At 43.6% G+C, this 26047-nt stretch carries 21 protein-coding genes; 7 read left to right on the forward strand and 14 right to left on the reverse strand.

Going from position 1 to position 26047, the window contains the following annotated elements:
• Positions 1-405 precede the first annotated feature (405 nt).
• From I3254_RS03845 to purL, 5 genes are all read right to left on the reverse strand, one after another.
• A complete protein-coding gene (locus I3254_RS03845; protein ID WP_238051306.1) occupies positions 406-555 on the reverse strand; it encodes a hypothetical protein in 150 nt (49 codons plus the stop codon).
• 16 nt (positions 556-571) lie between these two features.
• Positions 572-970 (reverse strand): ACT domain-containing protein, encoded by a 399-nt coding sequence (locus tag I3254_RS03850; protein ID WP_238051320.1) that lies wholly within the window; start codon positions 968-970, stop codon positions 572-574.
• Between the two features lie 333 nt (positions 971-1303).
• The gene (gene nadS / locus I3254_RS03855) at positions 1304-1585 is read right to left on the reverse strand and encodes a NadS family protein (RefSeq protein WP_238051322.1); all 282 of its coding nucleotides are present in this window, start codon (positions 1583-1585) and stop codon (positions 1304-1306) included.
• On the reverse strand, positions 1575-1910 hold the full coding sequence (locus I3254_RS03860) for a type II toxin-antitoxin system RelE/ParE family toxin (protein WP_238051325.1): 336 nt from the start codon (positions 1908-1910) through the stop codon (positions 1575-1577). Before I3254_RS03860 ends, nadS begins: the two co-directional genes overlap by 11 nt.
• A gap of 152 nt (positions 1911-2062) precedes the next feature.
• On the reverse strand, positions 2063-6073 hold the full coding sequence (gene purL / locus I3254_RS03865; protein WP_238051328.1) for a phosphoribosylformylglycinamidine synthase: 4011 nt from the start codon (positions 6071-6073) through the stop codon (positions 2063-2065).
• A gap of 481 nt (positions 6074-6554) precedes the next feature.
• Between purL and I3254_RS03870 the strand changes: the two genes are divergently transcribed.
• Positions 6555-7049: a pyridoxamine 5'-phosphate oxidase family protein gene (locus I3254_RS03870; RefSeq protein ID WP_201606952.1), complete on the forward strand. Its 495-nt coding sequence runs from the start codon at positions 6555-6557 to the stop codon at positions 7047-7049.
• An 88-nt stretch (positions 7050-7137) separates the two neighbouring features.
• Here the strand turns inward: I3254_RS03870 and I3254_RS03875 are convergent, their stop codons facing one another.
• From I3254_RS03875 to acs, 6 genes are all read right to left on the reverse strand, one after another.
• Positions 7138-7593 carry a hypothetical protein gene (locus I3254_RS03875; protein WP_238051332.1) on the reverse strand — a complete coding sequence of 152 codons (456 nt, stop codon included), beginning with the start codon at positions 7591-7593 and terminating at the stop codon, positions 7138-7140.
• 25 nt (positions 7594-7618) lie between these two features.
• Positions 7619-8260 (reverse strand): hypothetical protein, encoded by a 642-nt coding sequence (locus I3254_RS03880; RefSeq protein ID WP_179798027.1) that lies wholly within the window; start codon positions 8258-8260, stop codon positions 7619-7621.
• Positions 8261-8534: 274 nt separating this feature from the next.
• Positions 8535-9302: a hypothetical protein gene (locus I3254_RS03885; RefSeq protein WP_179798025.1), complete on the reverse strand. Its 768-nt coding sequence runs from the start codon at positions 9300-9302 to the stop codon at positions 8535-8537.
• Positions 9303-9527: 225 nt separating this feature from the next.
• Complete coding sequence (gene pgsA / locus I3254_RS03890) at positions 9528-10211, reverse strand: CDP-diacylglycerol--glycerol-3-phosphate 3-phosphatidyltransferase (protein WP_238051335.1); 684 nt, start codon at positions 10209-10211, stop codon at positions 9528-9530.
• A gap of 628 nt (positions 10212-10839) precedes the next feature.
• Complete coding sequence (locus tag I3254_RS03895; RefSeq protein ID WP_238051338.1) at positions 10840-12057, reverse strand: NAD(P)-binding protein; 1218 nt, start codon at positions 12055-12057, stop codon at positions 10840-10842.
• A 281-nt stretch (positions 12058-12338) separates the two neighbouring features.
• The gene (gene acs / locus I3254_RS03900; protein ID WP_238051340.1) at positions 12339-14300 is read right to left on the reverse strand and encodes an acetate--CoA ligase; all 1962 of its coding nucleotides are present in this window, start codon (positions 14298-14300) and stop codon (positions 12339-12341) included.
• A gap of 451 nt (positions 14301-14751) precedes the next feature.
• Between acs and I3254_RS03905 the strand changes: the two genes are divergently transcribed.
• On the forward strand, positions 14752-16035 hold the full coding sequence (locus I3254_RS03905; RefSeq protein ID WP_238051343.1) for an NAD(P)/FAD-dependent oxidoreductase: 1284 nt from the start codon (positions 14752-14754) through the stop codon (positions 16033-16035).
• A 165-nt stretch (positions 16036-16200) separates the two neighbouring features.
• Positions 16201-17166: a pirin family protein gene (locus I3254_RS03910; protein ID WP_238051345.1), complete on the forward strand. Its 966-nt coding sequence runs from the start codon at positions 16201-16203 to the stop codon at positions 17164-17166.
• Between the two features lie 100 nt (positions 17167-17266).
• Here the strand turns inward: I3254_RS03910 and I3254_RS03915 are convergent, their stop codons facing one another.
• Both I3254_RS03915 and I3254_RS03920 read right to left on the reverse strand, forming a co-directional pair.
• Positions 17267-18373 carry an alkene reductase gene (locus I3254_RS03915; RefSeq protein WP_238051349.1) on the reverse strand — a complete coding sequence of 369 codons (1107 nt, stop codon included), beginning with the start codon at positions 18371-18373 and terminating at the stop codon, positions 17267-17269.
• Positions 18374-18614: 241 nt separating this feature from the next.
• The gene (locus I3254_RS03920) at positions 18615-19544 is read right to left on the reverse strand and encodes a DMT family transporter (protein WP_238051351.1); all 930 of its coding nucleotides are present in this window, start codon (positions 19542-19544) and stop codon (positions 18615-18617) included.
• 605 nt (positions 19545-20149) lie between these two features.
• Here I3254_RS03920 and I3254_RS03925 point away from each other — a divergent pair.
• The 4 genes from I3254_RS03925 (at position 20150) to I3254_RS03940 (ending at position 23371) form a co-directional block, all read left to right on the forward strand.
• On the forward strand, positions 20150-20563 hold the full coding sequence (locus tag I3254_RS03925; protein ID WP_238051353.1) for a hypothetical protein: 414 nt from the start codon (positions 20150-20152) through the stop codon (positions 20561-20563).
• Positions 20564-20843: 280 nt separating this feature from the next.
• Positions 20844-21848: a lipoate--protein ligase gene (locus tag I3254_RS03930; protein ID WP_238051355.1), complete on the forward strand. Its 1005-nt coding sequence runs from the start codon at positions 20844-20846 to the stop codon at positions 21846-21848.
• A 209-nt stretch (positions 21849-22057) separates the two neighbouring features.
• Entirely contained in the window at positions 22058-22474 is a 417-nt protein-coding gene (locus I3254_RS03935) for a VOC family protein (protein WP_238051357.1), read from the forward strand.
• A gap of 129 nt (positions 22475-22603) precedes the next feature.
• Positions 22604-23371: a lysozyme inhibitor LprI family protein gene (locus I3254_RS03940; protein ID WP_238051359.1), complete on the forward strand. Its 768-nt coding sequence runs from the start codon at positions 22604-22606 to the stop codon at positions 23369-23371.
• A 146-nt stretch (positions 23372-23517) separates the two neighbouring features.
• Here the strand turns inward: I3254_RS03940 and I3254_RS03945 are convergent, their stop codons facing one another.
• On the reverse strand, positions 23518-25653 hold the full coding sequence (locus I3254_RS03945; protein WP_238051362.1) for an NADPH-dependent 2,4-dienoyl-CoA reductase: 2136 nt from the start codon (positions 25651-25653) through the stop codon (positions 23518-23520).
• Between the last annotated feature and the right edge of the window lie 394 nt (positions 25654-26047).

Here is a 26047-nt window from a genome sequence, read left to right on the forward strand (position 1 = left end):
CTACGACAAGGTTGGATGGAGAATAATCTACCTAAACTATTTCATAATATGGGTTGTACTTCTTTTATTTTGGATTGACTATATACACTTCCCTCTTTTAGGAAATCTTATTTCTAAAAGTGTTTTTTGTTTTTCTAAATCGAGTTCGTAAAAGTTCAAACTACTCATATGAAACTCCATTAGCTTTCTATACAGTATTTTAACTCTGATACTTTAACACTTATACTGATAGTAGCCCTAAACTCAAAGCGTATTTATCTAAACTAGGTATATTCGAAAATTAGAACTGGATATTCATATCCAAACAAAAAAGTTGAGACGAAGTAGTGTGCGCCCAGCGCACCAATAATACTAAAATTAAAGTTCAGACTAATTTATCATGAAATGGTCATCCAAAAGCGCATTTTAGCCCCGACTGTAGCGGTATCCTGCTAGATTGGGCGACTTGCGATGGCTAGGTTTTGGGGTGGCGACGCGAAGCAAGCGACGACCCAAACCGTAGCTAGCGCCGCGCCCAGACTGGGAGATACAAGTAGAAGGCGGGAAATAGCTCACTTACTTATAAAACACCTTATACGTTACTCAGCTCTTTTAACGCAGATAGCGCCTGCTCCGCCTTATTATCCGATACAAATATATGATCATGATAGTAGGCAGCGATCACATTGGCACTGATACCTTTTGAGGTCAGTTTGTTTGACACGGCTGCGGTTAGACCTACCGCTTCTAAACTTGAATGAACCGTTAGAGTGATTTGCCGAAACACACCTTCATACTGCAAACCTGCCTCATCAGCCTTGTCTTTTGTCAAAACCAGAGTCAGCCCTTCTGACTCCATAAACGTCGCTATTGGCGCTAGGTTTACATATTCCGCTAGTTGCCCTTTCATAGTACAAAACACGAATAATTCATCAACCAGTGCTGGCTGCATCGAACTCAATAGCTCATTGATATCTGTAATTCCTGACATGTTCTTATTCCTTATTTTGCTTATTTTTAGTCTTTGTTAACCGTGATTTTAGCATGGGTGTCATTACTTATACTTGTGAAAAAACGAGCCAAACGCTAGCCTTTATTTCCAAACGCTCAACTCTTAAACACAAAAAAGGTGAGCCGAAGCCCACCTTTTTATTTTAAACAACAGCTATCTCAAACTATAAGCAATTACTAGAGGTCTGAGTAACGACTGGCGCAACCAAGCTCGGGCATTGCGGAACATACGCATCCACGCGCCGCTATTACCACGCACATCCGTAATACAATCGAGTGCATGACCAAGATAAGATTGGCTATTTTTTATCAATTAAGCCTCGGCAATTAACTCAGGCTTTTTATTCAATAAGCGCATTAATGTAACCGCAGCCCCTGTTGGGTTTCTAGTACCTTGCTCCCAGTTTTGTAAGGTACGCGAACTAATATTAAGTTTATCGGCAAACTGCTGTTGCGATAGTCCTGTCTTAGTTCTTATTTCCTTAATACTGGGCGTGTCATGGGTAAACTGGCGACTAGGCTGCGCTTGCCCTTTAGCAATCGCCAATGCTTGATTGAGTGATGTAGATAAATCATTATAAAATTCATTGTTCATGGTTGTACACCTCTTTAATTTGTTGAGTCAGCTTGTGTAAACTAGACTTCTCTTCGCTTGATAGAGAGGCTTGTTTATTCTTCGGATAAGCTAGCAGCATAAAAAATATGCCCTGACTATTCACAAAGTAATAGATAATCCGAATACCGCCACTCTTACCTTGACTAAGTGCCCATCTGGTTTTTCGAACGCCTCCTGTACCTTGAATCAAATCACCTTGTTCTGGATTATTGATTAGATTTTCCTGTAGCTCCTTATAAGCTTCATCATCTAATAGTTTCAGTACTTGCTTAGTAAATATTGGCGTTTCGATGAAATGTAACATTCAATATCCTTTATCTTTATATCTCATTATATACGTCAATGAAGTACTTATCTACATATTTTTTCTGAATCTAATTGAGCTAAATATCATAAACACAAAAAAGGTGAGCATTACGCTCACCTTTTTTATTATATAAAATAACTCAAACCATTCTAGCGCAACCAAGCGCGAGCGTTACGGAACATACGCATCCACGCGCCGTCTTCGTCCCACTCTTCTGGTTTCCAGCTGTGGTTATAGGCTTTTAGGTTACGCTCAGGATGCGGCATCATGATGGTGACGCGACCATCAGTGCTACACAGACCCGTGACACCGCCGAGCGAACCGTTTGGATTGAGCGGATACGTCTCGGTTGGATGGCCTTGGCTGTCGACATAACGCATCGCGAGCTGACCGTGTTTTGCCATACCGTCGATTTCGTTGTTATCCAGTGTGGCATAGCCTTCACCATGCGCCACAGCGATTGGCAAGATACTGTCTTGCATGCCTTTGAACAGGATAGACTTGGTACGCTCGACTTTTACGTTGACCGTACGTGCTTCAAAACGAGCTGATTTGTTAGCGACGAAACGTGGGAAGTTTTCTGCACCTGGGATGAGGTCTTTTAACTGAGCCATCATCTGACAACCGTTACAGACACCTAGTGAAAAGGTATCAGGACGGGCAAAGAAGCGGACAAACTGCATGCGTAGCTCGTCATGGAACAAGATAGAGTTTGCCCAACCAGAGCCAGCACCCAATACGTCACCATAACTAAAGCCACCACAAGCGACCAGACCGTCGAAATCACGTAGATTGATACGGCCACTGAGTAGATCACTCATATGTACATCGACTGCTTCAAAGCCAGCTTGGGTAAAGCCTGCTGCCATCTCTGTCTGACCATTGACGCCTTGCTCACGCAAGATAGCGACTCTTGGTTTATCTTCGCGACTAGCTAAGTATGGTTCTTCAACTTTTTGATTCAGATCAAAGTTTGGCGCAGCGATGAGGCCTTTATGGCTCGCATCAGCAATCAAGTCATACTCCTGCTGTACGCAGGCTGGGTTATCACGGCGACGCGCGATTTGATAGCTGACCTGCGTCCATGCTTGCTGTAACTCGCTACGGCTAAAGCGTAATGTGTCGTCACCCATGAGCGTTGGCGTTTGGATAAGCAGGCTGTCTTCTTCAGAGCTTTGACCGACGAGGCTGAGCATATCAGCGACGTTGAACTCTTCTGCCAATTGCATTAAAGCTGCGACGTTTTCTGGCAATACTTGGATGACCGCACCCAGCTCTTCACTGAACAGCTGACCAAGTAAGTTATCATCATTTAATGACAGCTTGATACCCTGACGGCTGGTGAACTGCATCTCTGCGATGGTCGCTAATAGACCGCCATCACCGATATCGTGATAAGCGCTGATGACACCTTGCTCATTACCCGCTTGGATAAAGTTAAAGAAGTCGACCAAATCACTTGGCTGCGCTAAATCTGGGCAGTCGTTGCCTAGTTGGCTAAGCGTTTGCGCAAGGATCGAACCGCCTAGACGCAACTTGCCTTTTGACAAGTCAATACGATAGAACGCGCTGTCGCCATTGATTAGCTCAGGGGTTAGCGTTTTTGCGACGTCAACGACAGGGGCAAACGCAGTCACGACCAAGCTCATTGGCGACACGACTGATTTGTCTTGATTTTTACCATTCTCGTTATCAGTCCAGTTGGCACGCATAGATAAGGAGTCTTTACCAACAGGGATAGCGATACCGAGTGCTGGGCATAGCTCTTCACCAACGGCATGTACAGCATCGAACAATGCAGCATCTTCTACATCATCACCACACGCGGCCATCCAGTTCGCTGACATCGTAATATCAGACAACTGAGCGATACGCGCACCAGCGATGTTAGTAATCGCTTCACCGACTGCTAGGCGCGCAGAGGCTTTTGGACTGATAAGCGCAACAGGCGTACGCTCACCGACACTCATGGCTTCGCCAGTCATTGGCTGACCATCTAGCGCCACTAAGCCAGAAGCAGTCACCGCACAATCTGATACAGGCACTTGATAGCGACCGACATACTGATCACGCACGACCATACCCGTGATAGAACGGTCACCAATGCTAATCAAGAATGATTTGCTAGCGACAGTTGGGTGACGCAATACATCGGTAATTGACTCGGCTAGATTAACGTCATCAAGCTCTAATGCTGGTAACGTGCTCTCGGTACGCTCAAAGCTGCGTTGCATTTTTGGTGTACCGCCGAGCAGTACTTGCATCGGCATATCGACTGGTTGCTCGTCCAACAGCTCATCATCAACGATTAGCTGACGGATATCCGTCGCCTCGCCCAAGATGGCATATGGGCAGCGCTCACGGGCACAGATAGCATCGAACTGATCTTTACTCTCTGGGCGAATCGCCAGCACATAACGTTCTTGCGCTTCGTTTGACCAGATGGCCATTGGCGACATGCCAGCTTCTAATGATGGAATCTTACGCAAGTTCAGATGCGCGCCCATTTCATGATCATTGACCAGCTCTGGCATTGCATTAGACAGACCACCTGCCCCTACATCATGTAGTGAGACAATTGGGTTGCCGTCTTTACTGTTATTACTTACATCGACATCATCACCAGCGAGTGCCCAGCAGCGATCAAGGACTTCTTGGCAACGACGCTCCATCTCAGCGTTATCGCGCTGAACTGAGGCAAAGTCCAAACCTTCATCAAGGTCACCACTATCGACTGACGATGCGGCACCGCCGCCCAGACCGATTTGCATCGCAGGGCCACCAAGAACAATTAGCAAATCGCCTTTTGTGATTGCATTTTTTTCAATCAGGTTGCGTTTGATATTGCCGTAACCACCTGCCAGCATGATTGGCTTGTGATAGCCGCGCATTTCGCTACCGTCTTTTGCCGCAGAGGTATCTAGCTGAAAACTACGGAAGTAACCGCATAGATTTGGACGACCAAACTCGTTTGAGAAGTTGGCTGAACCTAATGGCGCTTCGGTCATGATCTCCAGGCTGGTTGCCATACGATCTGGCGTACCATAATCCTGCGTGCTCAATTGACCTGACTGCTCCCACTTTTCAGCTAGCTCTGGGATATGCAGATGTGACACGTGAAATCCTGTTAGACCCGCTTTTGGCTTACCGCCACGACCAGTCGCGCCTTCGTCACGAATCTCACCGCCAGCACCTGTTGCCGCACCCGAATAAGGGGCAATCGCTGTCGGGTGATTGTGCGTTTCAACTTTCATTAAGATATCGATGTTTTCTTGATGAAAGTCGTAAGGATGGATTGAATTGGCATCCATCGCGTCGGTTGGAATCGGGTAAAAACGCATGCCATCAGACCCTGCCATGACCGCAGCGTTGTCTTTATACGCTGACAAGATGCCTTGCGGATTCGACTGGTACGTGTTTTTAATCATTTGAAACAGTGATTTTGGCTGCACTTCACCATCAACTGTCCACTGGGCATTAAAGATCTTATGACGGCAATGCTCTGAGTTGGCCTGTGCAAACATCATCAGCTCAACGTCAGTTGGGTTGCGTTTCAACTCATTGACATAGGCATTCATCAGATAGTCGATATCTTCACTTGATAACGCAAAGCCGAATTCTGTATTAGCTGATTCTAGCGCTGCCTGACCTTGTCCGATCACGTCGATATGATTCAGTGATGCTGGCGCTTGATCATCAAACAATTTGCTGACATCACTCAAGTCATAAACCAAGCTCTGAGTCATACGGTCAAACAATAATTGCTCGGCGTCTACTGATAATTTTTCGCCTGCATCACCGTCTATTTTTTCATCGAGGGTTAACGTATAAACGACAACACGCTCAACACGATTGATCTCGATTTCACAGTTATTAAAGATATCTGTCGCTTTACTTGCCCATGGCGATATCGTACCAAAACGTGGCCCAACGATGACTTGTAATTGGTTGTCTTGCGGCGCATTTAGCGTTGCTGACTGGTCAACCGCCAGTAGATCTAGCGCTTTTTTATGTTCATCACCAGATAGCTCTCGTGATAGCACATACACTTGCTGTGTACTTATTTGACTGACATTTAGCTCGGTTTTTTGCTGAAACTGACTGATGAGTTGCTGCGTCTGAAAATCGGTAAGAAACGGTTGTCCGGCGATGGTCATCATAAAGGCATAATCCGTAAGATCAAGGCATCTCTGCCATGCTAAGTAAATGGTCTGGGTATTATAACAAGAAGACCTGTAATAAGCAGGTCTAAACCAAGATAAATTGCCGATAAGTTGCGTTCTATCGCGACTTACTATTTGCGAATCGACAATTCAAAAAAGTATCTTTTTAAATCGTTTTTAATTAATCCATCGAAAAATAGAACGCTCAAATCTACGCTGTCACAATTTTTACCTAACCTTCATATTCCTTACAAACACTCACATCGCATTACTGGGAACCTATATAAATGTAGGGTGACAACTCGGTATTCTAGTCTCAGTTGTTAAGGCGACGATGATGTTTAACTTTTAAATTTATTTAATGGTTAGACATTCTAGCCTAAAGAAAAATTACTATAAATAATCAACTGTTGAATTCGGCTAATTAAAACAACGCTATATAAGCCCAATTAAAACACTATAAAAAAGGAAATTTATTATGAGTAGACAAGACCATATCGATAAAGTACAAGCACTGGTAAAAGAAGTGAAATTTGCCATGATGACCACTCGTACTCACGAAGGCCATTTACATGCCTGCCCAATGACCACTAGCGAGACGAGCATTGGCGCAAAAGAGATCTGGTTTATTGGTGATAAAACCACTGAGACCATCAAGGATATTGAAAAAGACCCACAAGTGAACTTGGCCTATGTCAGTCAAGATTCAAAAGATTATGTCTCAATTAACGGTAAAGCAGAATTGGTCGAAGACCAAGAAAAACTAGATGAGCTATGGTCGCCAATTTACAATGCGTTTTATGAGCAAGGTAAAGAAGATCCAAACGTCCAGTTAATTAAAGTCGTCCCACATGGTGCAGAGTACTGGCTAAGCGGTAGCTCAGTAGTTAATATGTTTAAAATGACCACTGCTGCAGTAATGGACGGTAAGAAAGCGACCAACTTAGGTGAAAATAATTCAGTGACGTTATAAGCTCCCTAAACTATAAATAGCGAAAACAAAAACGCCAGTGGCTAATGCGACTGGCGTTTTTACTGATAAATTATTCGTGTAGTCTTAGTCAAAGTTTACAAACTGCCTTGCCGTCGTAAAGACTAAAAGCTGTTAATTTATCTAAGGTCTTCTGTGGATTAGATTCACTAAAACCAATTTTTTTCTTTGGTGAGAAATAAGTTATTTTAGTTTGTTCATTACCTACAGACTCTAGTAAGACTTTAAAAGTATAAGTATCAAAATTAGATTTACCGATGAAATAAGCCTTGTTTTGCTCTCTGTCTAAATTGGCGTCAATAACCTGATACCCATTTTGGTTCCGGTATTCGAAACATTTACTCATATACTTTTTTAAATTAGCATAAGAAGAGACAATATCGAGTTCGACCTCGGTCGAAACTACTCTTGCATTAGTAGTAAGCTCTGTTTCAGAAGTTGGTAAAATTGCTCTCACACAGCCTGTTAAATAGGTACTTAATAAAAGAATACTAAAAATAGCAGATAGTTTTTTTTGTAATATCATGACTAAAACTCTTCTTAATTAAGGACTATTTTTCAAAAATATCAGCCACTTTTTGATTGTCATAATTACCGATTTCAACAGGACTACTAACCGCTGATTTTAGAACAATACCTTCCTTATCAGCTGGCTCAAATCTTGAGTCGGCTTCGTATTCATATACTGTGAGAGTACTAACTTCCCCTTTAGCAAAGCTTGGTTTGAACACATAGCTCTTGCCACTCTGATAGTTGACTGTAGGCAGTTGCGTATACAACGCTTTATTTTCCCATCCTGCACCACTTACTAATAGCTGATGGTTACCTGTAGGAATTTTGATAGGCCTAATACTCATTCTATAAGCATTGAGAGTTTGATTAACATTCAAACTAATTGGTATATTTTTGACCCATTGATCATCTACCTTCATAACACGAAGAGGGTCGGTAGCAAAAATACCACTACCTGTGAATTCAGCATAAGGATAGCCTCGCACTATAGCAAACTCTTGCTCATCGCTTACTACAAATTGATTGGCGTACTTAGACAATCTCTGATCATAAGAAATACCTTCTACATTCAATTGAGGTAAGCTTGCATCTCTTCCTCTTTGGGTAGTTGGGCTAGTAAAAGCCGAGCAAGCCGTCAGACCGCTAAGAACAAATATAGCCAGTAATGTTTTGTATACCATTAGAATTCCTTTTAATATTCTAGACGTAGAAATCAATCATTCTAGAATAAAAAAATTTAATAAGGTATAAAAAATTAAACATTTTTTTATTATTTTCTCCAAAACTAATACTATCAATTACATACATAAATCACCCTAATTTTAATAGCTTGAGTGATAAAACTTAAGCAAATAAGCAAAGTAGATGCATCACCTACTAGAATAAAAACAAAAACGCCAGTGGCTAATGCGACTGGCGTTTTTTTATGCGTTATCTATTATCTATTGATAGGCATTACTGTGGTGGTTTGGCGTAGCCATTATCTGCTGGATACGCTTGCGGTTGCTTTGGCTTAGCAGGATCATATAGTTTATAGATAGCCGTACCAATCACACCTGTATTGTTGATAGAACCCGATCTGGTATTGGCAGCATAAGCACTTTCTGGTTTGCTAAATATAAAGGATGCCACCGCGCTTTGGCTCTTGCGAAAACCCTCAATCACCAAATCATCATTGGGACGTAGCACATATCCGCTGTCCTGACGACTAGCAGCACTACCATCGATGACGTTTATACCATCCACACTAGCGACGATCTCATACGTGTTGGGGCTGTTATTGTTGTACACCAAACGATAGGCCTGCCCTGCTTGACCTTGCACATAATAATTGCCTGAGTCTCGATATAGTGACAGCTCACCCGTATCCGTCTCTATCGAAAAATCAACCTTACCTGCCAGCAGAGACATGCTATTAACCGCACGTCCTTTGTAAGATTTGTCGGCATAACGGACTTGCATTTGCTCGATAGGCTGACTACTCATGCGACGCAAATCAACCGTTGTCACTTGAGAATCAACGTCATCGCCCCATTTGGTACCCAAACGTTCTGACTCTGTCGCGTCTTGGGTCGCCGACATTTTAGACGACTCTGCTTGGATAGACTTGTCTTGCTGAATCGTTGGGGTGGACGACTCCTGCATGCTTGGCCCTGATGAGCAGCCCGTTAGCAATGCCAGTAATAAAATGGCAGCACCTGACTGTTTCTGATGTAACGTCATACCGATCTCCCTATTTAAATGACATATGGCCACACTTCAATCAACTTCCCTGTGTTTGCTCTTTTGTATTTTATCTACTATTTCTGAGTATATAGAAACGATGCAAACAATCAATGGCTAAAGTAAATCGGCCAAAAATCAGTGTTTACAGTCAGCCATAAAAAATACCAGTGGCTCATGCGACTGGTATTTTTTATGCCTGTTAAGGTAGGTTATGCTATAGCGTTATCCGCTTTGCTTTAAATATGGCCAAGCCGCTCTGAGATAAATCATCATCGACCATAATGTCAAAATTACAGCGGCAACCATCAGCACATAACCGATCATTTCAAGCGACTGCCAATTAAGCAGTAGTACGGTAATCGCTACCATCTGAAACGTGGTCTTTAGTTTGCCCACATAAGATACCGCGACGCTAGTGCTTTTACCCAACTCTGCCATCCACTCACGTAACGCTGATACTGCGATTTCACGCGAGATAATGACGATAGCCGCTATCGCCATAATGATATTGGGATGCCACTGTACAAGGACAATGAGCGCTACAGCTACCATCAATTTATCAGCAACAGGGTCCAAAAAGCGACCAAAGGCTGACATGACATTAAGTTTACGAGCAAAATATCCATCAAGCCAATCGGTAATTGCGGCAATAATAAAGACGCCAGTCAATAATAAATGGCGCAACAAACTATCGCTAAACTCGCTCATCCCAACGCGCGCAATGACATTGTCTGAAATCGCAGGCATACCAATACCCATAGCTGGCGGCCAATAGGCAATCGCGACAAATAGCGGAATCATCAAGATACGCGCAATCGTAAGGTTGTTAGGCAAGTTAAAAATACTCTTGGTATTTTGCGAACTTGGCGGTTCTTCCTGCGTATGCAAATGCGTGCTGTCAGTCATGGCAAACCCAGTTTAATATGAACATAATAATGGCAGATAGCTTAGCATTTTTCGGACAAGGCGTCATGCCATCTCTGCAGCGATTGAGTTATCAAATATATAAAGAAAGGTATCAAGATCGACTAGATGACCTCCTATCGACATAACGTATTGAAATTATTGGAAGCCTTTATGAATGATTTCATCATAGAGCTGCGCTACTTACTCTAAATAGCAGTGCTTCATACCAGTCTTGGCGTCTTTTGGATTTTTACAACGTAATATACTGTAACCAAAACCGCCAGACAGCACTCAATTGCGCTATCATAGCGACTGTACCAGAACACTTGTACACTTAAATCAGTAAATATTAATAGCTAAGTAAATATCTCCACCTATTGTATTGATAATTATTACCCTTATAAATAACAGTAGAGAGCACCAATAATTACAACAACTCTTGACCACGGCCTGTGTAGCTAATACATGACCCGTTTTCCTCAGCCCACAGTACCTCCTCTGTGGGCCTTTTTTTGCTTACGTTTTGCTAAATGTCGAGTTTTTATACTTTCCAAATATCGCTTAAACACTAGCTTTAAAATAAGCCTCAGTTCTAAACAATGCAAAATAATGAGCATGGATATTACGCTTACTGCGTTTGCATGATTGCTTTAACAGTTTGCTGCGCCATTCGATAGCAGCTCTCAATATTACCTTTTGCACACCAGTCACCACTGACGATCCATTGCTTGGTTGCATCGATTAAGATGCCTAGCTCTTCAGTATCCTTATTTACGATAGTAGCTGCATAGCGCCAACGATGGCAGTCTATTTGGCTAGGTGCGCTGTCCTCATTCCAGTTCAATGCTTGTTTTGCCGCCTGTAATAATTGTTCTTTTACCAACTCAATATCATCATCGACGTGGGATTCTGACCAGTCATTACGTGCATGAATGGTGACACTTGGTAGTAGTTCACCATGAGCAGGCTTTTGATGCTCAATAAATATCCTATCAAGAATAGTGCTATTTAAATAAGCGACATCCCATTGCGGTGCTAACTTAACCCTTAATGTCTCAGGTAGCTTTTGTACATCATCCCAACCAAGCATCAACGTATAGCAGGCTTGCATTTGCGGTTTAGTAATTTTGTCTTGTTGACTAAAGCCGCTATCTGCCATCAGCTCTACCGCCTGACCATTTGGCGCTGTGCAGATCACCCAATCAAACCAACCAAGACTGGCGCCAGTTTCGTCAAATAGCTCAGTTTGCTTGCTGTTTTGATTAAAAGTTTGATTATGAGTTTGGTTCTGGATCTGATGCTGAGACTGCTGTTGGTTGTGAGACTGTAAATATTGAGCAAGCGGTGCGACACGGGTCTTAAATACTATGGTCGTGTGCTTGAGCGCGGCGGCCAATTCACGGCCCCAACTGGTCATTTTCGGTGTGCTGATATAGCGTGCATGCACCGCGTCCCATTGTTCTTTGCTTTGGATATTAGGCGGTTGCCCATTGTCACTTGCTGGCGTTAATTCAACCACTTCGGCACACCACGGCTGTAGCAACCCTGTATCTAACCAAGGCGCGATAAACTGTTGAAAGTCAGCAGTTTTCGCAGTAAAAAACTGTGCACCGAACGACCATTGCCAGTTTTTATCAGTTTTACTATCGCTGCGATAGCGGGTCGCTAAACGGCCTACACTGCGTGATTTTTCAAAGATAGTGATTTGCGGGATGTTAGATGGCGAGCTTGATTGGTTTGAAGCACGCTCTAATAGTGTTGCTGTGAGCAATCCCGTTAGGCCACCACCGATGATGGCGATTTTTGGGGCAGATAGAACAGTTGAGCACAAAGCATGATCAGTCATGATGACAGTAGACCTTATAAAGTATTTATGAGTCGCTACTATATTAATTAGTTAGCCTAGTAAGTACCGAGTGGCTCGTCAATTAATCCTCAATTAAAATGGTAGCGATATTATCCTGTTAGCATTATTGAACCTTCAAAATGCGCCAATATCAATATCGTCTACGTAAAAAAGCCATGCTATTCTCGATAACATGGCTTCTATTCAGCTTTGATATGCAAATATTAATGGCTAGTACTGAATAACTATCCTTAATACTGCAGGTTTGTTATCAGGCTGAATTACTCTCCACGACCCGCTTTGACTTCTTCGACCAAGTCATTAATCACTGAGCTATCAGCAAGCGTAGATAGGTCGCCCAGTCCCACATATTGCCCTGCTGCAAGGTTACGCAAGATACGGCGCATGATTTTTCCCGAGCGCGTTTTTGGTAGTGCATCAACCATATAGATAGCATCTAACGTCGCAATTGGTCCAATCTCGGCACGCACATGACGTTTTAGTTCTGCTTTTAGATCGTCGGTCTTTTCTTCACCTGACTTTAGAATGATAAATGCACAGATACCTGTACCGCGTATCTCATGCGGCATACCGACAATCGCAGCTTCGGCAGTTGCAGGATGCGCAACCACAGCGCTTTCAATCTCTGCTGTGCCCAAGCGATGGCCTGCAACGTTGAGTACATCGTCGACACGACCAGTAATCCAGTAATGCCCATCTTCGTCACGTTGAGCGCCATCACCCGTGAAATAATGACCTGGATAATCGCTAAAGTAAGTCTTTAAGAAACGTGGATGGTCATTGTAGATGGTACGCATCTGCCCCGGCCAACCACTACTGATCACCAAGTTACCTTCTGCTGGGCCTTCCAAGATTGCGCCATCGCTATCGACGACTTCTGGTTTGACGCCATATAGTGGTGTCATGGCCGCGCCTGGCTTGAGATCGACCGTGCCTGGTATTGGCGCCATCAAGATGCCGCCTGTCTCGGTCTGCCACCATGTATCGACGATAGGACATTTGCCATCACCGACGACATTGTAGTACCAGTCCCACGCTTCTGGGTTGATTGGCTCACCGACCGAACCTAGCAAACGCAAACTAGAACGATCCGACTCTCGAACAAAGGCGTCGCCCTCTTTCATCATCGCGCGAATGGCTGTTGGGGCGGTATATAAAATAGTCACGTCATGCTTATCGATAATATGACCAATACGCGCCCATGTTGGGTGCTCTGGCACACCTTCGAACATTACCGTTGTCGTGCCATTGGCCAGTGGTGCATAGGTTGAGTACGTGTGGCCAGTAATCCAGCCCACATCTGCCGTACACCAGTAGACGTCATCTTCTTTGATATCAAAAACATCACGGAACGTTGAGATAGCATAGGTGATATAGCCGCCTGTAGTATGCACTACACCTTTTGGCTTACCTGTCGAACCAGAAGTATATAATAAGAATAGCGGGTCTTCGGCGTTCATGACTTCAGGCTCGCAGATCTCTGATTGACCATCGACCAAATTGTGATACCACACATCACGGCGGCCACTCATCGGTATAGAGTTACCCGTACGATGAACGACGATGACTTTTTCGACGCTCTCAGTACCATCCATGTCGAGTGCGTGATCGACATTGGCTTTAAGCGGTGTGTGCTTGCCGCCGCGTAAACCTTCATCAGCGGTAATAACAACTTTTGAGCGACTGTCTATCAAGCGATTGCCCAGACTCTCGGCAGAAAAACCACCAAACACCACTGAATGCACCGCACCAATACGCGCGCATGCCAGCATCGCTACCATGGCTTCCGGTATCATCGGCATATACAAGGTGACACGATCACCTTTTACAACGCCAAGTTTGCGTAATGAATTACCTAAGCGGCAGACAGCTTCATGCAGCTCTTTAAAAGAGATGATTTTGTGCAGTGAAGGGTGATCACCTTCCCAGATGATAGCAGGCTTGTATGGGTTTTCTTCGAGGTGACGATCAAGACAGTTGACTGAAATGTTCAGCTCACCATCTTCAAACCACTTGATGCGAAAATCATCTAAGTCATAATTGACGTTACTGACTTTGGTCGGCTTTTTTATCCAGTCGATTAGCTCAGCACGCTTCGCCCAAAAAGCATCAATTGCTTCGGCTGATTCGATAGATTTCTGGTAGTCTGTAAGGTACTTATCAGGTGTGGTATTGGCAGCAGCCATAAACTCGGCTGAGATAGGAAATGATTTCTGAGTCATAGTGTTGGGTCCCTTTTAATTATTATGACCTACATGGGTGTTCGTCTATGACGCGCCCCATGTAAGCGATAAGAGTCATCTTCCATAATGTGTGACACTTATCGTTAGTTTGACAAATAAGCGTGACGGTTGCAAGACATCAAAAGCCAAACATAACAATTTCACTGTACATCTGTATGTTTAGATAATTATATTAGTAATTATACTGGTACGTATAATGCTATTTATAGGGGCAGCTATCATAACGATAGTACTAAAATGACAGCTGGTTGTGATCACACGGTAACAGCGTATGGCTTAGGGCATTTAATCCTTGTAACCTTTAGTGAAATATGGACAATAGCTACACTAAACATACTGCTTCATTTAACAAAATGTCAGCCGCGTTTTTAATAAAAACAATGCTTGGCCTGGTTATACTTTTTTCACCCCATCGTTTTACGAGACCGCAATGACTAATCAACGCAATGCACAAAACCATACTCACTATGACGTCATTATCATCGGTGCTGGAGCTTCAGGGTTGTACTGTGCACTGACTGCCGGACGGCGCGGTCGCCGCGTATTGGTTTTGGATCATGCCAATAAAGCTGGCAAAAAGATTTTGATGTCAGGTGGTGGTCGCTGCAACTTCACCAATTACTTTGTAGAGCCTGAGCACTTTATTGGTGCCAATCCCCACTTCTGCAAATCAGCGCTAAGTCGTTACCCAAGTTGGGAGTTTATCGGCATGGTAGAGTCGCATAAGATTGCCTACCATGAACGCGAACACGGTCAGCTGTTCTGTGACGACTCGGCACAAGATATCTTGTCTATGCTCCTAGATGAATGCACGGCTGTAGGCGTACAAGTAAAGCTTAATGCTCAGATTGATCACGTTAAAACTGCTGCTCATGATAACGGTGAGCGCTTTTATCTAACGACGAGTAAAAAGCTTGGTAAAAAAGACATCGCGAGCGGCACTCAGTCCGCGCAAACGCGCTATAGCTGTGAATCTTTGGTGGTCGCTACTGGTGGGCTATCTATCCCGACCATGGGAGCAAGTGGTATTGGCTATGAGTTGGCGCAGCAGTTTGGGCATACGCTCGTACCTACTAATGCCAGTCTTGTGCCGTTTACCTTCACTGATAAAACAGGCGAGCTTATCCGTGCCTTGGCTGGTATCAGTCTGCCAGTTATTGCCAGTAACGAGCGTATTTCTTTTAAATTACCCGTGCTATTTACCCATCGTGGCCTCTCTGGCCCTGCCATGCTACAGCTCTCCAACTATTGGCAGACTGGCGAAACCATCAGTATCAATCTGTTGCCTGAAATAGACGTCACTGAGCTTTTACTTGCTCGCAAAAAGTCACATCCACGCCAGCTTATTCGTACCGTATTGGCAGAAAACACAGATAATGCATTACCCAAGAAGCTATTAGAAGCACTACAGACGCATCTGTGGGAAGACATCAAAGATACGGAGCTTGCTAATATTAAAGACGAACGTCTCACAGAGCTTGGTATTACCCTTAATGGTTGGCAGCTCAAACCTTCTGGCACGGAAGGCTACCGAACCGCTGAGGTCACACGCGGCGGCGTCAAAACTGATGAGGTTTCTTCAAAAACGATGCAAAGCAATTTACAAGACGGCTTATACTTTATCGGTGAAGTGCTTGATGTGACCGGCTGGCTTGGTGGTTATAATTTTCAGTGGGCATGGGCAAGTGGTTTTGTGAGTGGTGAGATCGTCTAATCATGGACACTTATAAGTTTTTAACGTTTGCTTAATCGCTGCCGACAGCACTAGGAATGAAATAGTAATAAAAACTCATACAATCTACTCTTATATTCATAGTAGTATTACTTAATAATAGCTTTTCTATTGATAGTAATTCTAATTAGACTAATGAGGTGACCCATGCGTTCAATTAAACACATTCACGGTGAAAAAGAGTCGCACTGGGTAGGTGACGGCTTTTTTGTAAAAACTCTGATCAGTCATCTAGATGATAATCCAGACCTTAATTATAGCCATACTGATCCTTTCTTATTATTAGACTATGCCAAGCCAACAACGTTTTCACCCAACCCCGCTTATAAAATGCAGCCACATGGCGTTGGTCAACACCCACATAAAGGTTTTGAAACTGTCACCATTGCTTATGCAGGTGAGATTAGTCATGTAGATTCGACAGGTGGGCGCGGTGATATTTTAGAAGGTGATGTACAGTGGATGACTGCTGGTCGCGGTATTCTGCACGAAGAGTTCCACTCTGAAGCATTCGGTCAGCGTGGTGGCATATTTAGTATGGTGCAGTTATGGGTCAACTTGCCAAGCACCCACAAGCTGACCGACCCCAAATATCAGTCTATCAAACGTGCTGATATGCCTATCGTTGATCTGATAGACAATAGCGACGAGCAAACTGTCATCGGTCAAGCTGCCATTATTGCCGGTGACTGGCATGGGATAACGGGAGCAGCAACGACCTTTACGCCAGTCAATATGTGGGATATCGAGCTACATACAGCAGGTACAACCTCGCTACAAATACCGAAAACGCACAATACCCTACTGCTGGTACAAGAAGGTCAAGTATTGGTCAACGGTACAGCCGTCAGTGCAGGCAGCCTGATAGAGTTTTCAGCGCCTATCCAAGCTAATGTAGGCACTCAAACTGAATGTTCATCCTTACCTAAGACCGATACTATCGAACTCACCTACCCTGCAACTACCGATGAAGACGCACCTATCAAATTGCTGCTGCTAAGCGGCGAGCCAATCGGTGAACCGGTCGCAGGTCACGGTCCTTTTGTCATGAATACCCAAGATGAGCTACGACAAACGTTCCGTGATTATCAAACAGGCAATTTTGGATATTAATCAAAATAAATGCGTAAAAAAAAGCCCTCTAACTATCAATAGTCAGAGGGCTTTTATGAAGCATAATTTAGCTATTTAGTCAGCAGAACCGACAAATAAACTATTGCGCCTGATCCATAAACGGATAATCAGTGTAGCCAACCGTGCTGCCACCATAGAAGCTCTCTGGATGCTGCTCGTTGAGCGGTGCGCCCTCTTGAATACGTTCAGCGAGATCAGGGTTGGCAATATAATCACGACCGAATGCTACCGCATCGATATAGCCTGCTTTGATGTTCTTCTCAGCTTTGTCCGCATCATAGCCACCCGCCGCGATGATGGTCTGATCGAACGCATCACGGACACGCTGACGGAACTCATCGCTATACGGCGTACCACCTGCCCAATCTGGCTCTGACAGATGCAAATACATTAGACCACGCTTATTGATTTGTTCAATCAGCCAAATGTTATCGTCTTCTTCGTAGCCTCCCTCAACATTGTTGAATGTGCCCAGTGGCGAGATACGAATACCAATATGATCTGCATCCCAAGCATCCACACATGCATCGATAACATCTAAGGTCAGACGCGCGCGGTTTTCGCGGCTGCCACCGTATTCATCGTCACGCTGATTGGTATGCTCGGCCCAAAACTGATGCAGCAAATAACCATGCGCGCCATGAATCTCAATACCATCAAACCCCGCTTCCTGCGCGCACTTGGCTGCATGCGCAAAGTCAGTAACCACTTGCTGAATCTCATCAAGACTGGCTGGGCGCGGCGGCGTGGCATCCGCGCGAATGGCTTGGTTGTCACTATCACGCAATGAGGTACGGATACCTACATCGACATCTGAGGCTGAAATTGGCGCACGGCGTTCAGGTTGTACGCTTTCATGTGAGACAAGTCCTGTGTGCCATAGCTGGACGACGATCTTGCCACCTTTGGCATGGACATTGTCAACGATGGCTTTCCATGCAGTGACTTGATCTTGAGTATGTAGCCCTGGTGCGCCTGCATAGCCTTTTGCTTGAAACGATACTTGCGTTGCCTCAGTGATGACAAGGCCCGCCCCTGCACGCTGCGAGTAGTACTCTGCTGCCCATGTGATAGGGACATCGCCTGGCTCAACGGCACGCAGACGTGTCAGTGGGGCCATCATAATGCGGTTTTTTAGCGTTTGTGTGCCCATTTTTACAGGCTCAAATAAAATATCGTGTGCCATAATCTGTCCTATTGGTTATTGTCGCTATTTATGATCTTTAGTTATAGCAACCATCATTCATACTGATTATTATCGAATGCTGTTTAGAAAAACTTATAATATCATTAGTAACTCTACGTTTAGCGCCTACCTTTATAGGGAACAGATTTCATTATTCCAAGCAATATTTACAAACAGATACAGTAATATTCACCTATACAAATCTTCGTATCTGTTTACTACGAAGACTGTTTACTAAGCCTTAAATACTGTTCGTCTGGGTCTTGTCTTTTGGCTTTAGCATTTTCTTAATTGATAGCTCTAATGACAGATATGTGCCGATCAATATCACAATCGAACCAATGATGGCTTGTATATTTAGCGCCTCGCCAAGCAATAGATACCCTAAAATAATAGCAAAAATTGGGATGACTAACGTGATACTCGTGGCACGCGTTGGCCCAATATTTTTGATCAACTGATTCATAAAAATAAGGGCAATGGCGGTTGAAAACACACCAATACAGATCACCGAAACCCATGCCTTTATGCTGATCGCTTTGCCATAAGGAAACTCTGTAAAAGCCACCGGCAGCATAATAATACTACCGATAATGAGCGAGCCTGCAGTGATAGCGACTGGCGATACTTCGTACAGATAGTTCTTGGTGATGTTGGCCCCAAGCGCATAACCTACACAGGCTAGTAGCGCGTAGCCCATCGGTAGGAGTCCTTCGATCAATCCTTTGCCTGGCTCGCCGCCACCAAACAAGCTTTCGCTCATCAGTATGATTACCCCAATCACCCCAATGACCAAACCGAGTGCTTGTTTTTTCGATAGCCTATCTTTAAAGAAGACTCTAGCGATAAAACCACTCATCATCGGTACAGAAGCATTTAGCACGGCTAGCACGCCTGCGTTCACTGATTGCGCGGAAAACGAGAACAACACAAAAGGCAGCGCTGCTGAAAACAAGCCAACGAGCGCTAGCATTTTCCAATGCTCCTTGATGCCTACTCTGTTTTTCTTATTGAGCAATACAAAGACCAACATGACCAATCCGGCGAATATCACACGCAAGCTGGCGAATGCCAATGAGCCAAACTCAGGCACGCCAATACGATAAAAAACGAAAGAGAGTGACCACATAAAAGAGAGCGTCACAAAGATGATGAGGTCACGGTTGGTCATTGGGTAATCCTATTAAGCGCTTAGACTGCGTTTACCAACTCGTGTCGGTCATAAGCGTCTGATGCGTTGTAAAAATTATCATGTGATTAAAAACTCATGATGATAACTTTTTAATTGTTTGATGGGTAATTTTTTATAAAATTTATAGTGAGTTTTTATCCACTTATTGATTTTTTTAGCACAGTTTTAAGGTTTTCACCTTTTTGATAATCTGTAAATTTGGACAAATCCCTTTTATTGAGCACCATACAGTAAGCAGCGCCTATCCTATATTTCTTATACTTTAGCCTATTCCAGCACCTTTCTATTCACATACTAAAGAACTCCAAAGTCACCCTTAAGTAAGTCATCCGTTCAATACCTATAAAAACAGATCCACGGTCATAGTAAATCCTGCTTATAGCACTACCCTATAACAGCTACTCTTAATAATACTGTTGTTAAAAGTAGCTCTGATAAATCAATTCAAGATTTTCTCAAAATATATTAGTTGATATTTGTTCACTAATTTTCTACTATCTAAAAAGTATTGGTTAGTATTTGGCAATACACAAAATAGATGGCAAACATCATTAGTAGGATTTATAAATTATTGAGGAATGATTATGAAAAGGATAGCGTTATTTGTCGGTATGATATCAGTTGCAACGGCAGGTTTTTGCGGGGTTGGTCAGTTCTCAGATGAGACCACTTGCTATGTTTATAAGCAAGATAAACTACAAAAAAAGCTAAACTGTCAGTATGAGGGCGCTGAGGGTGCAGCGATGAGTTATAGTTTTAGACAGGTCTCCTATAATCTGCCAGGATTTGGCAAAATGGCAACCTCTACCAGTGCAAATTATAATGACCGTAATGAAGTGACTGGATGGACCACCACCGTCAATGACGAGCCCGCGATCATCAGATATCGTCTGCCAACCAATCAGCGTATCGTCAGTGATGCCTATGCGCAGTCTGGTAAAGCGGTTATGCAATGTTATCTTAGTACAAAATCGCAGTGGGAAATCTGTGCTAAATAGAGCAGAGTACTCTAGCAATTTATAGTGCAATAAAGCTGAGTGTTTTGCTTGGCTTTTATTGCCGCCTGCTAAAAACTGAAGCATCAACCTTAGCCCCATCCTCTATGAAACTTTCTCACCGTTTTCTCTATATACTCAACGCCTTCACCACTGACAAAACCACTGATAAAATCAACCTCCCTGTTAGACAGCCATTGAATTACAACCCTGCATCGGTAAGAATGATGCTACCTATTTATAAAATCTACTCACCAACCCAGTTTATTAAAGAGTCAAATACATGAAACTGCGCATCCTAAAGTCTGCTGTGACCAATCCTTGGTTTAATCTTGCCACCGAAGATTGGATATTTAATACGCTCAACCCCGACTCGCATACTCTATTTTTATGGCGTAACTCTGAGACCGTGGTTATTGGACGCTCGCAAAACCCATGGGTAGAGTGCAAAACCGATAAGATGGAAGCAGACGATGTGTTTTTAGCACGGCGTCAGAGCGGCGGCGGCGCAGTATTCCATGACTTGGGCAATACCAACTTTACTTTTTTATCGCCCAGTGATGCTTACGACCAAGAAGCAAACTTCACTATCATCATCAATGCGCTTAAGAAACTCGGCATAGACGCTACGCTGTCTGGTCGCAACGACATGCAGGTAGGCGACCGCAAAATATCGGGCAGCGCATTTAGACATGCCGCCGATCGTAGCTTTCATCATGGCACATTGCTGGTCAATGCCAATATGCAAAAGCTTGGCGACTATCTGAACCCGCATCCGCTAAAGCTCAAAGCAAAAGGCATCAAGTCTGTACGTGCGCGCGTGGCAAACTTGGTAGATTTTAATGAGGCTATCAATCACGAGACCTTGTCTGATGCGATTATCGAAGCGTTTTGTAAATATCATGGAGAGATTGCACAGGTCGAGCCATTAGATGAAGCCAGCCTCGCCAAGCAGCCGACGCTAAACGCTTACTATCAACAGATGGCAGACTGGGATTGGCGCTTTGGCAAGACACCTGAGTTTAGCCATCATATCGAGACGCGCTTTGATTGGGGCATGATAGATGTGCATATGGATGTGAAGCAAGCCGTGATTACCGAGGTTGTCATCTTTTCTGATGCGCTAAATGTTGAGCTTATTGACCTACTTAAGAATACATTGACTGGCGTTAAATATAATAAGCCTGAGATTAAAAACAAACTCGATGAGTTAGCAAAAGCGCAACCTGAATTGGCGGCTCAGGTGGGTGATTTTGAAAAATGGTTGGTTGGTGAGATGGAAGGTTAGATTTTGCGACGTCAGATTTAATATAACAAGTATTGCAGAGTGTGCTGCTTACACTGCTTGATAAAAAGCTACTGACACAAATGCGCTTTATGTAATTAACGGTATTGATACCATACATACGCCATCTGAGATTTTGTATATTAATGATGCATAACAAGCACCCTACCATTACTCCATTTTTTATGAATAATCAATATTAAGGTATTTTCATGAAGTACTTACATGCAATGATTAGAACCAACAAACTAGAAGAAACGTTATTTTTCTATTGTGACCTTATGGGCTTACAACTGCTAAGAAAGAAAGATTCTGAATCAGGCAGATTCAGCTTATATTTTTTAGCAACGCATGAGGGTGCACCAGAAATTGAGGTGACACACAACTGGGATGAAAAAGAGTATACCAATGGCGATAATTTTGGGCACTTTGCCTTTAGAGTCGACAACATATATGCACAGTGCGACACCTTTATACAGGCAGGGGTCGAGATATTAAGACCGCCAAGAGATGGCCATATGGCTTTTGTTAAAGACCCTAATAATATCTCAATTGAGCTGCTACAAAATGGCGAAGACTTAGAACCTATTGAGCCTTGGATTTCGATGGAGAATATTGGCAGTTGGTAAGTGAGTGAGGCTGGTTAGTTGGGCTAGGATGGGTGGACTGATTCATTTTTTGAAAATAGTGATGATGACACATATATCACAGTGGTAGCTTTCTTAAAATACAATCAAGCTCTAAAAAATGAGGGTAATATGAAAAGGTTATGCATCACTACAATCGGTATTTTAGGCACTTGCCTACTTTCCACTTATGCAAATTCAGCAAGTTTTGATTGCAACAAAGCTGCTAGCTGGGTAGAAAAAACCGTTTGTGACAGTCCTGAGCTTTCTAAGCTTGATGACACAATGGCGAAGAAATATAAAATCAATCTTGGCGCTGCTCCTGACTATGAAGACAGCAAAGCTTTTAAAGATAGGTTCATTGCTAACCAACGCACATGGCTTACGTTTCAGCGTAATACCTGTAAAAGTGAAGAATGTCTGATACGCGAGTATAAAGAGTATATCGAAGAGCAAAGCAGTTACGGTGTGGCTTGGAATTTTTCAGATGAGTTAAGTCCTTCTGATTTACCGAGTAAAAATGCCTTTGGTAAGTTTTCTCAAATCTCTCAAATCTCAATATATAATTCAGGTACTCAACGCTGGGAGGATACAGGAGAGGCGAAAAACACGGTATCGATTCATAGTATCGCTAATAAACCTTATCTTTCTATTATCGAGGGCGTTTTGATTTTTACCAATGCTCATACTTGTGATTTAGGAGAGAGTAAGGCCGTATGGTCACAGAATCATTGGGTCATCAACGATGATCAATCAGATAAAAACGTTGAGCTACGCTTATATCCAGCATTTCATAAGGGTAAAACTCAATTATTATTAAGAGATATGGATGATCAATATAGAAGACTGCATTGTGGTGCGCGAGGATATTTTGACGGTATTGTATTAGAGCATGAGTAAGTAAACAACACCTCTCTATTCTCTCAGAATAAACATAAGCTGAACTGAATATCCAATTTAATAAGTCAATTTTTCATTCTAAATAAAAAAGGACGGCAAGAGATATCCCCCTCGCCGTCCATTATTTAACATTCATGCTAAAGAGTTTAGATCTGAGCGGCAACTTCAGCACCATCACGAATCGCACGTTTGGCATCTAGTTCAGCCGCTAGCTTAGCACCGCCAATTAGGTGATATTGCGCGTCTGGTGCATCACCAACATTTGGCATCAACTCAACGACTGACTCTTGACCGGCACAGACAACGACACTATCGACACGTAATAACTGGCTTTGACCTTGTGGGTTAGTCACCCAGATACCTTCGTTGGTGATTTTGTCATATTGCACGCCAGCGACTTGGATCACGCCGTGAGATTTGATATGCGCACGATGTACCCAGCCTGAGGTTTTGTTCAGACCACTACCCAGACGGCCTTTGCTACGCTGCATGAGATAAACTTGGCGGATTGGCTTAATCGCGTGCGGTCTGACCAGACCACCATCAATTTGATAGTCGGTATCGTTGGTCACGCCCCACTCTTCGCGCCACTCGCTGATAGACTGTGGTTCAGGACGATAGCTTGGATCTTTTAGTCCCTCAGGGCCGATCTCATCCAGTGACTTACCATGATTAGCCGTTAGATATTCACTTACATCAAAGCCGATACCACCAGCACCGATGACCGCGACTGTGTTACCCACTGCTTTTTCGCCAGACAGTAGCTCAGCATAGCTCATTACTTGTGGCAGCTCAGCCCCTTCGAGCTTACCTTCTAGACTTCTCGGTACGACACCCGTTGCCACGATGACATGATGGAACTTAGCTTTTTCAAGCATGTCCTTATCGACTTTGGTATTCAGTTTAATCTCAACACCCAGATGCTCAAGCTCATTGATGTAGTAGCGAATAGTTTCAAAGAACTCTTCTTTACCAGGGATGACTTTAGCGTAGTTAAACTGTCCGCCAAGCACGTCTTTAGCTTCAAACAGAGTCACGTCATGACCACGTAAGGCCGCCACATGAGCCGCTGACATACCAGCAACACCGCCGCCGATGACGGCGACTTTTTTCGGTTTTTTGGTTTTCTTATAGACCAATTCAGTCTCATAACAAGCTTGCGGATTGACCAAACAAGTCGAGCGTTTGTTTTCAAACGTATGGTCGAGGCAGGCTTGGTTACAAGCGATACAGGTGTTAATACGATCTGTCTGACCATTTTTGGCTTTATTGACCCAGTGCGCATCAGCCAAGAATGGACGCGCCATCTGAATCATGTCAGCTTGACCAGTCGCAACGATTTCTTCTGCTGTCTCTGGCATGTTGATACGGTTGGCCGCCATCATCGGGATGCTGATATGTTTTTTGATTTCAGCAGTGAAATCAACAAAAGCGGCTCGTGGTACGCTAGTCACGATAGTCGGCACACGCGCTTCATGCCAGCCGATACCAGTGTTCATGATGGTCACGCCCGCTTCTTCTAGCGCTTTGGCCACGGTGATGACTTCATCCATGACGTTACCGTCTTTGACCAAATCAATCACTGATAAGCGGAATAGAATAATAAAATCTTCGCCAGTCGCCTCACGTACCGCTTTGACCACGTCAACAGCAAACTTCATACGTCCATGAATATCACCACCATAGATGTCTTTACGCTTATTCACATGGCTTGATAAAAACTGGTTGAGCAAATAGCCCTCAGAACCCATGATTTCGACGCCATCATAGCCTGCTTGCTTGGCAAGTTTGGCTGAGCGAGCGTAATCTTTTACCGTCTGCTCGATGTTTTTGATGCTCATCTTGCGTGGCTTAAACGGTGAGATTGGAGATTTAATCGGGCTAGAGGATACGGCAAAAGGATGATAGCCATAGCGACCACTGTGCAATATCTGCATGATGATTTTGCTGTCGTGCTTGTGCACAGCACGGGTGACACGCTGGTGATTGATAACATCAGCTTTGGTATTCATCGTTCCGCCAGCAGGCAACAACCAACCTTCGCGGTTAGGCGAGATACCGCCAGTGATCATCATTGCCACGCCGCCCTTGGCACGTTCTGCAAAATACGCCGCCAGCTTGCCATAATTATAAAAACGGTCTTCAAGCCCAGTATGCATTGAGCCCATAACCATACGGTTTTTTAGCGTAGTAAAGCCCAAATCTAGCGGCTCAAATAAATGCGGATAGTGTTCATTGGTGCTAGCGGTTTGGATCGTATTGGCACTATGGCTGGCAGACATATCATTTTCCTTATGAATAGTTTATGAGGCTACTTCTTAAAAACGGCTTTTTAGAATTAGTGGAGCTAAGAGGTTTAGCATCATCGATATCGTAACACACCGCGATTATTGTCAGCTATGCAGACAAGCGACTGATGAGTGAGCACTATATTAATTGATATAACGAGCGGGACGGTGTATCAGGCTGTACTGTGGCATATGGTTAAGCAAACACCACAAAACCCAGCCAACTTTTGAGGTACATTATATACCGTTAACTTAATATCACTTAGAGATTAGATTAAGGTATAAATCGATAAATATCGACTTATACCTATAATTTCTATGCTAGATTACTGTACTAAATAATATACTGACGTTAATGTACTGACGTTAATGTACTGACGCATTATAG

Origin of the sequence: Psychrobacter sp. Ps2 (assembly GCF_022129405.1) — a bacterium.
In the GTDB taxonomy this organism is placed as follows: Bacteria; Pseudomonadota; Gammaproteobacteria; order Pseudomonadales; family Moraxellaceae; genus Psychrobacter.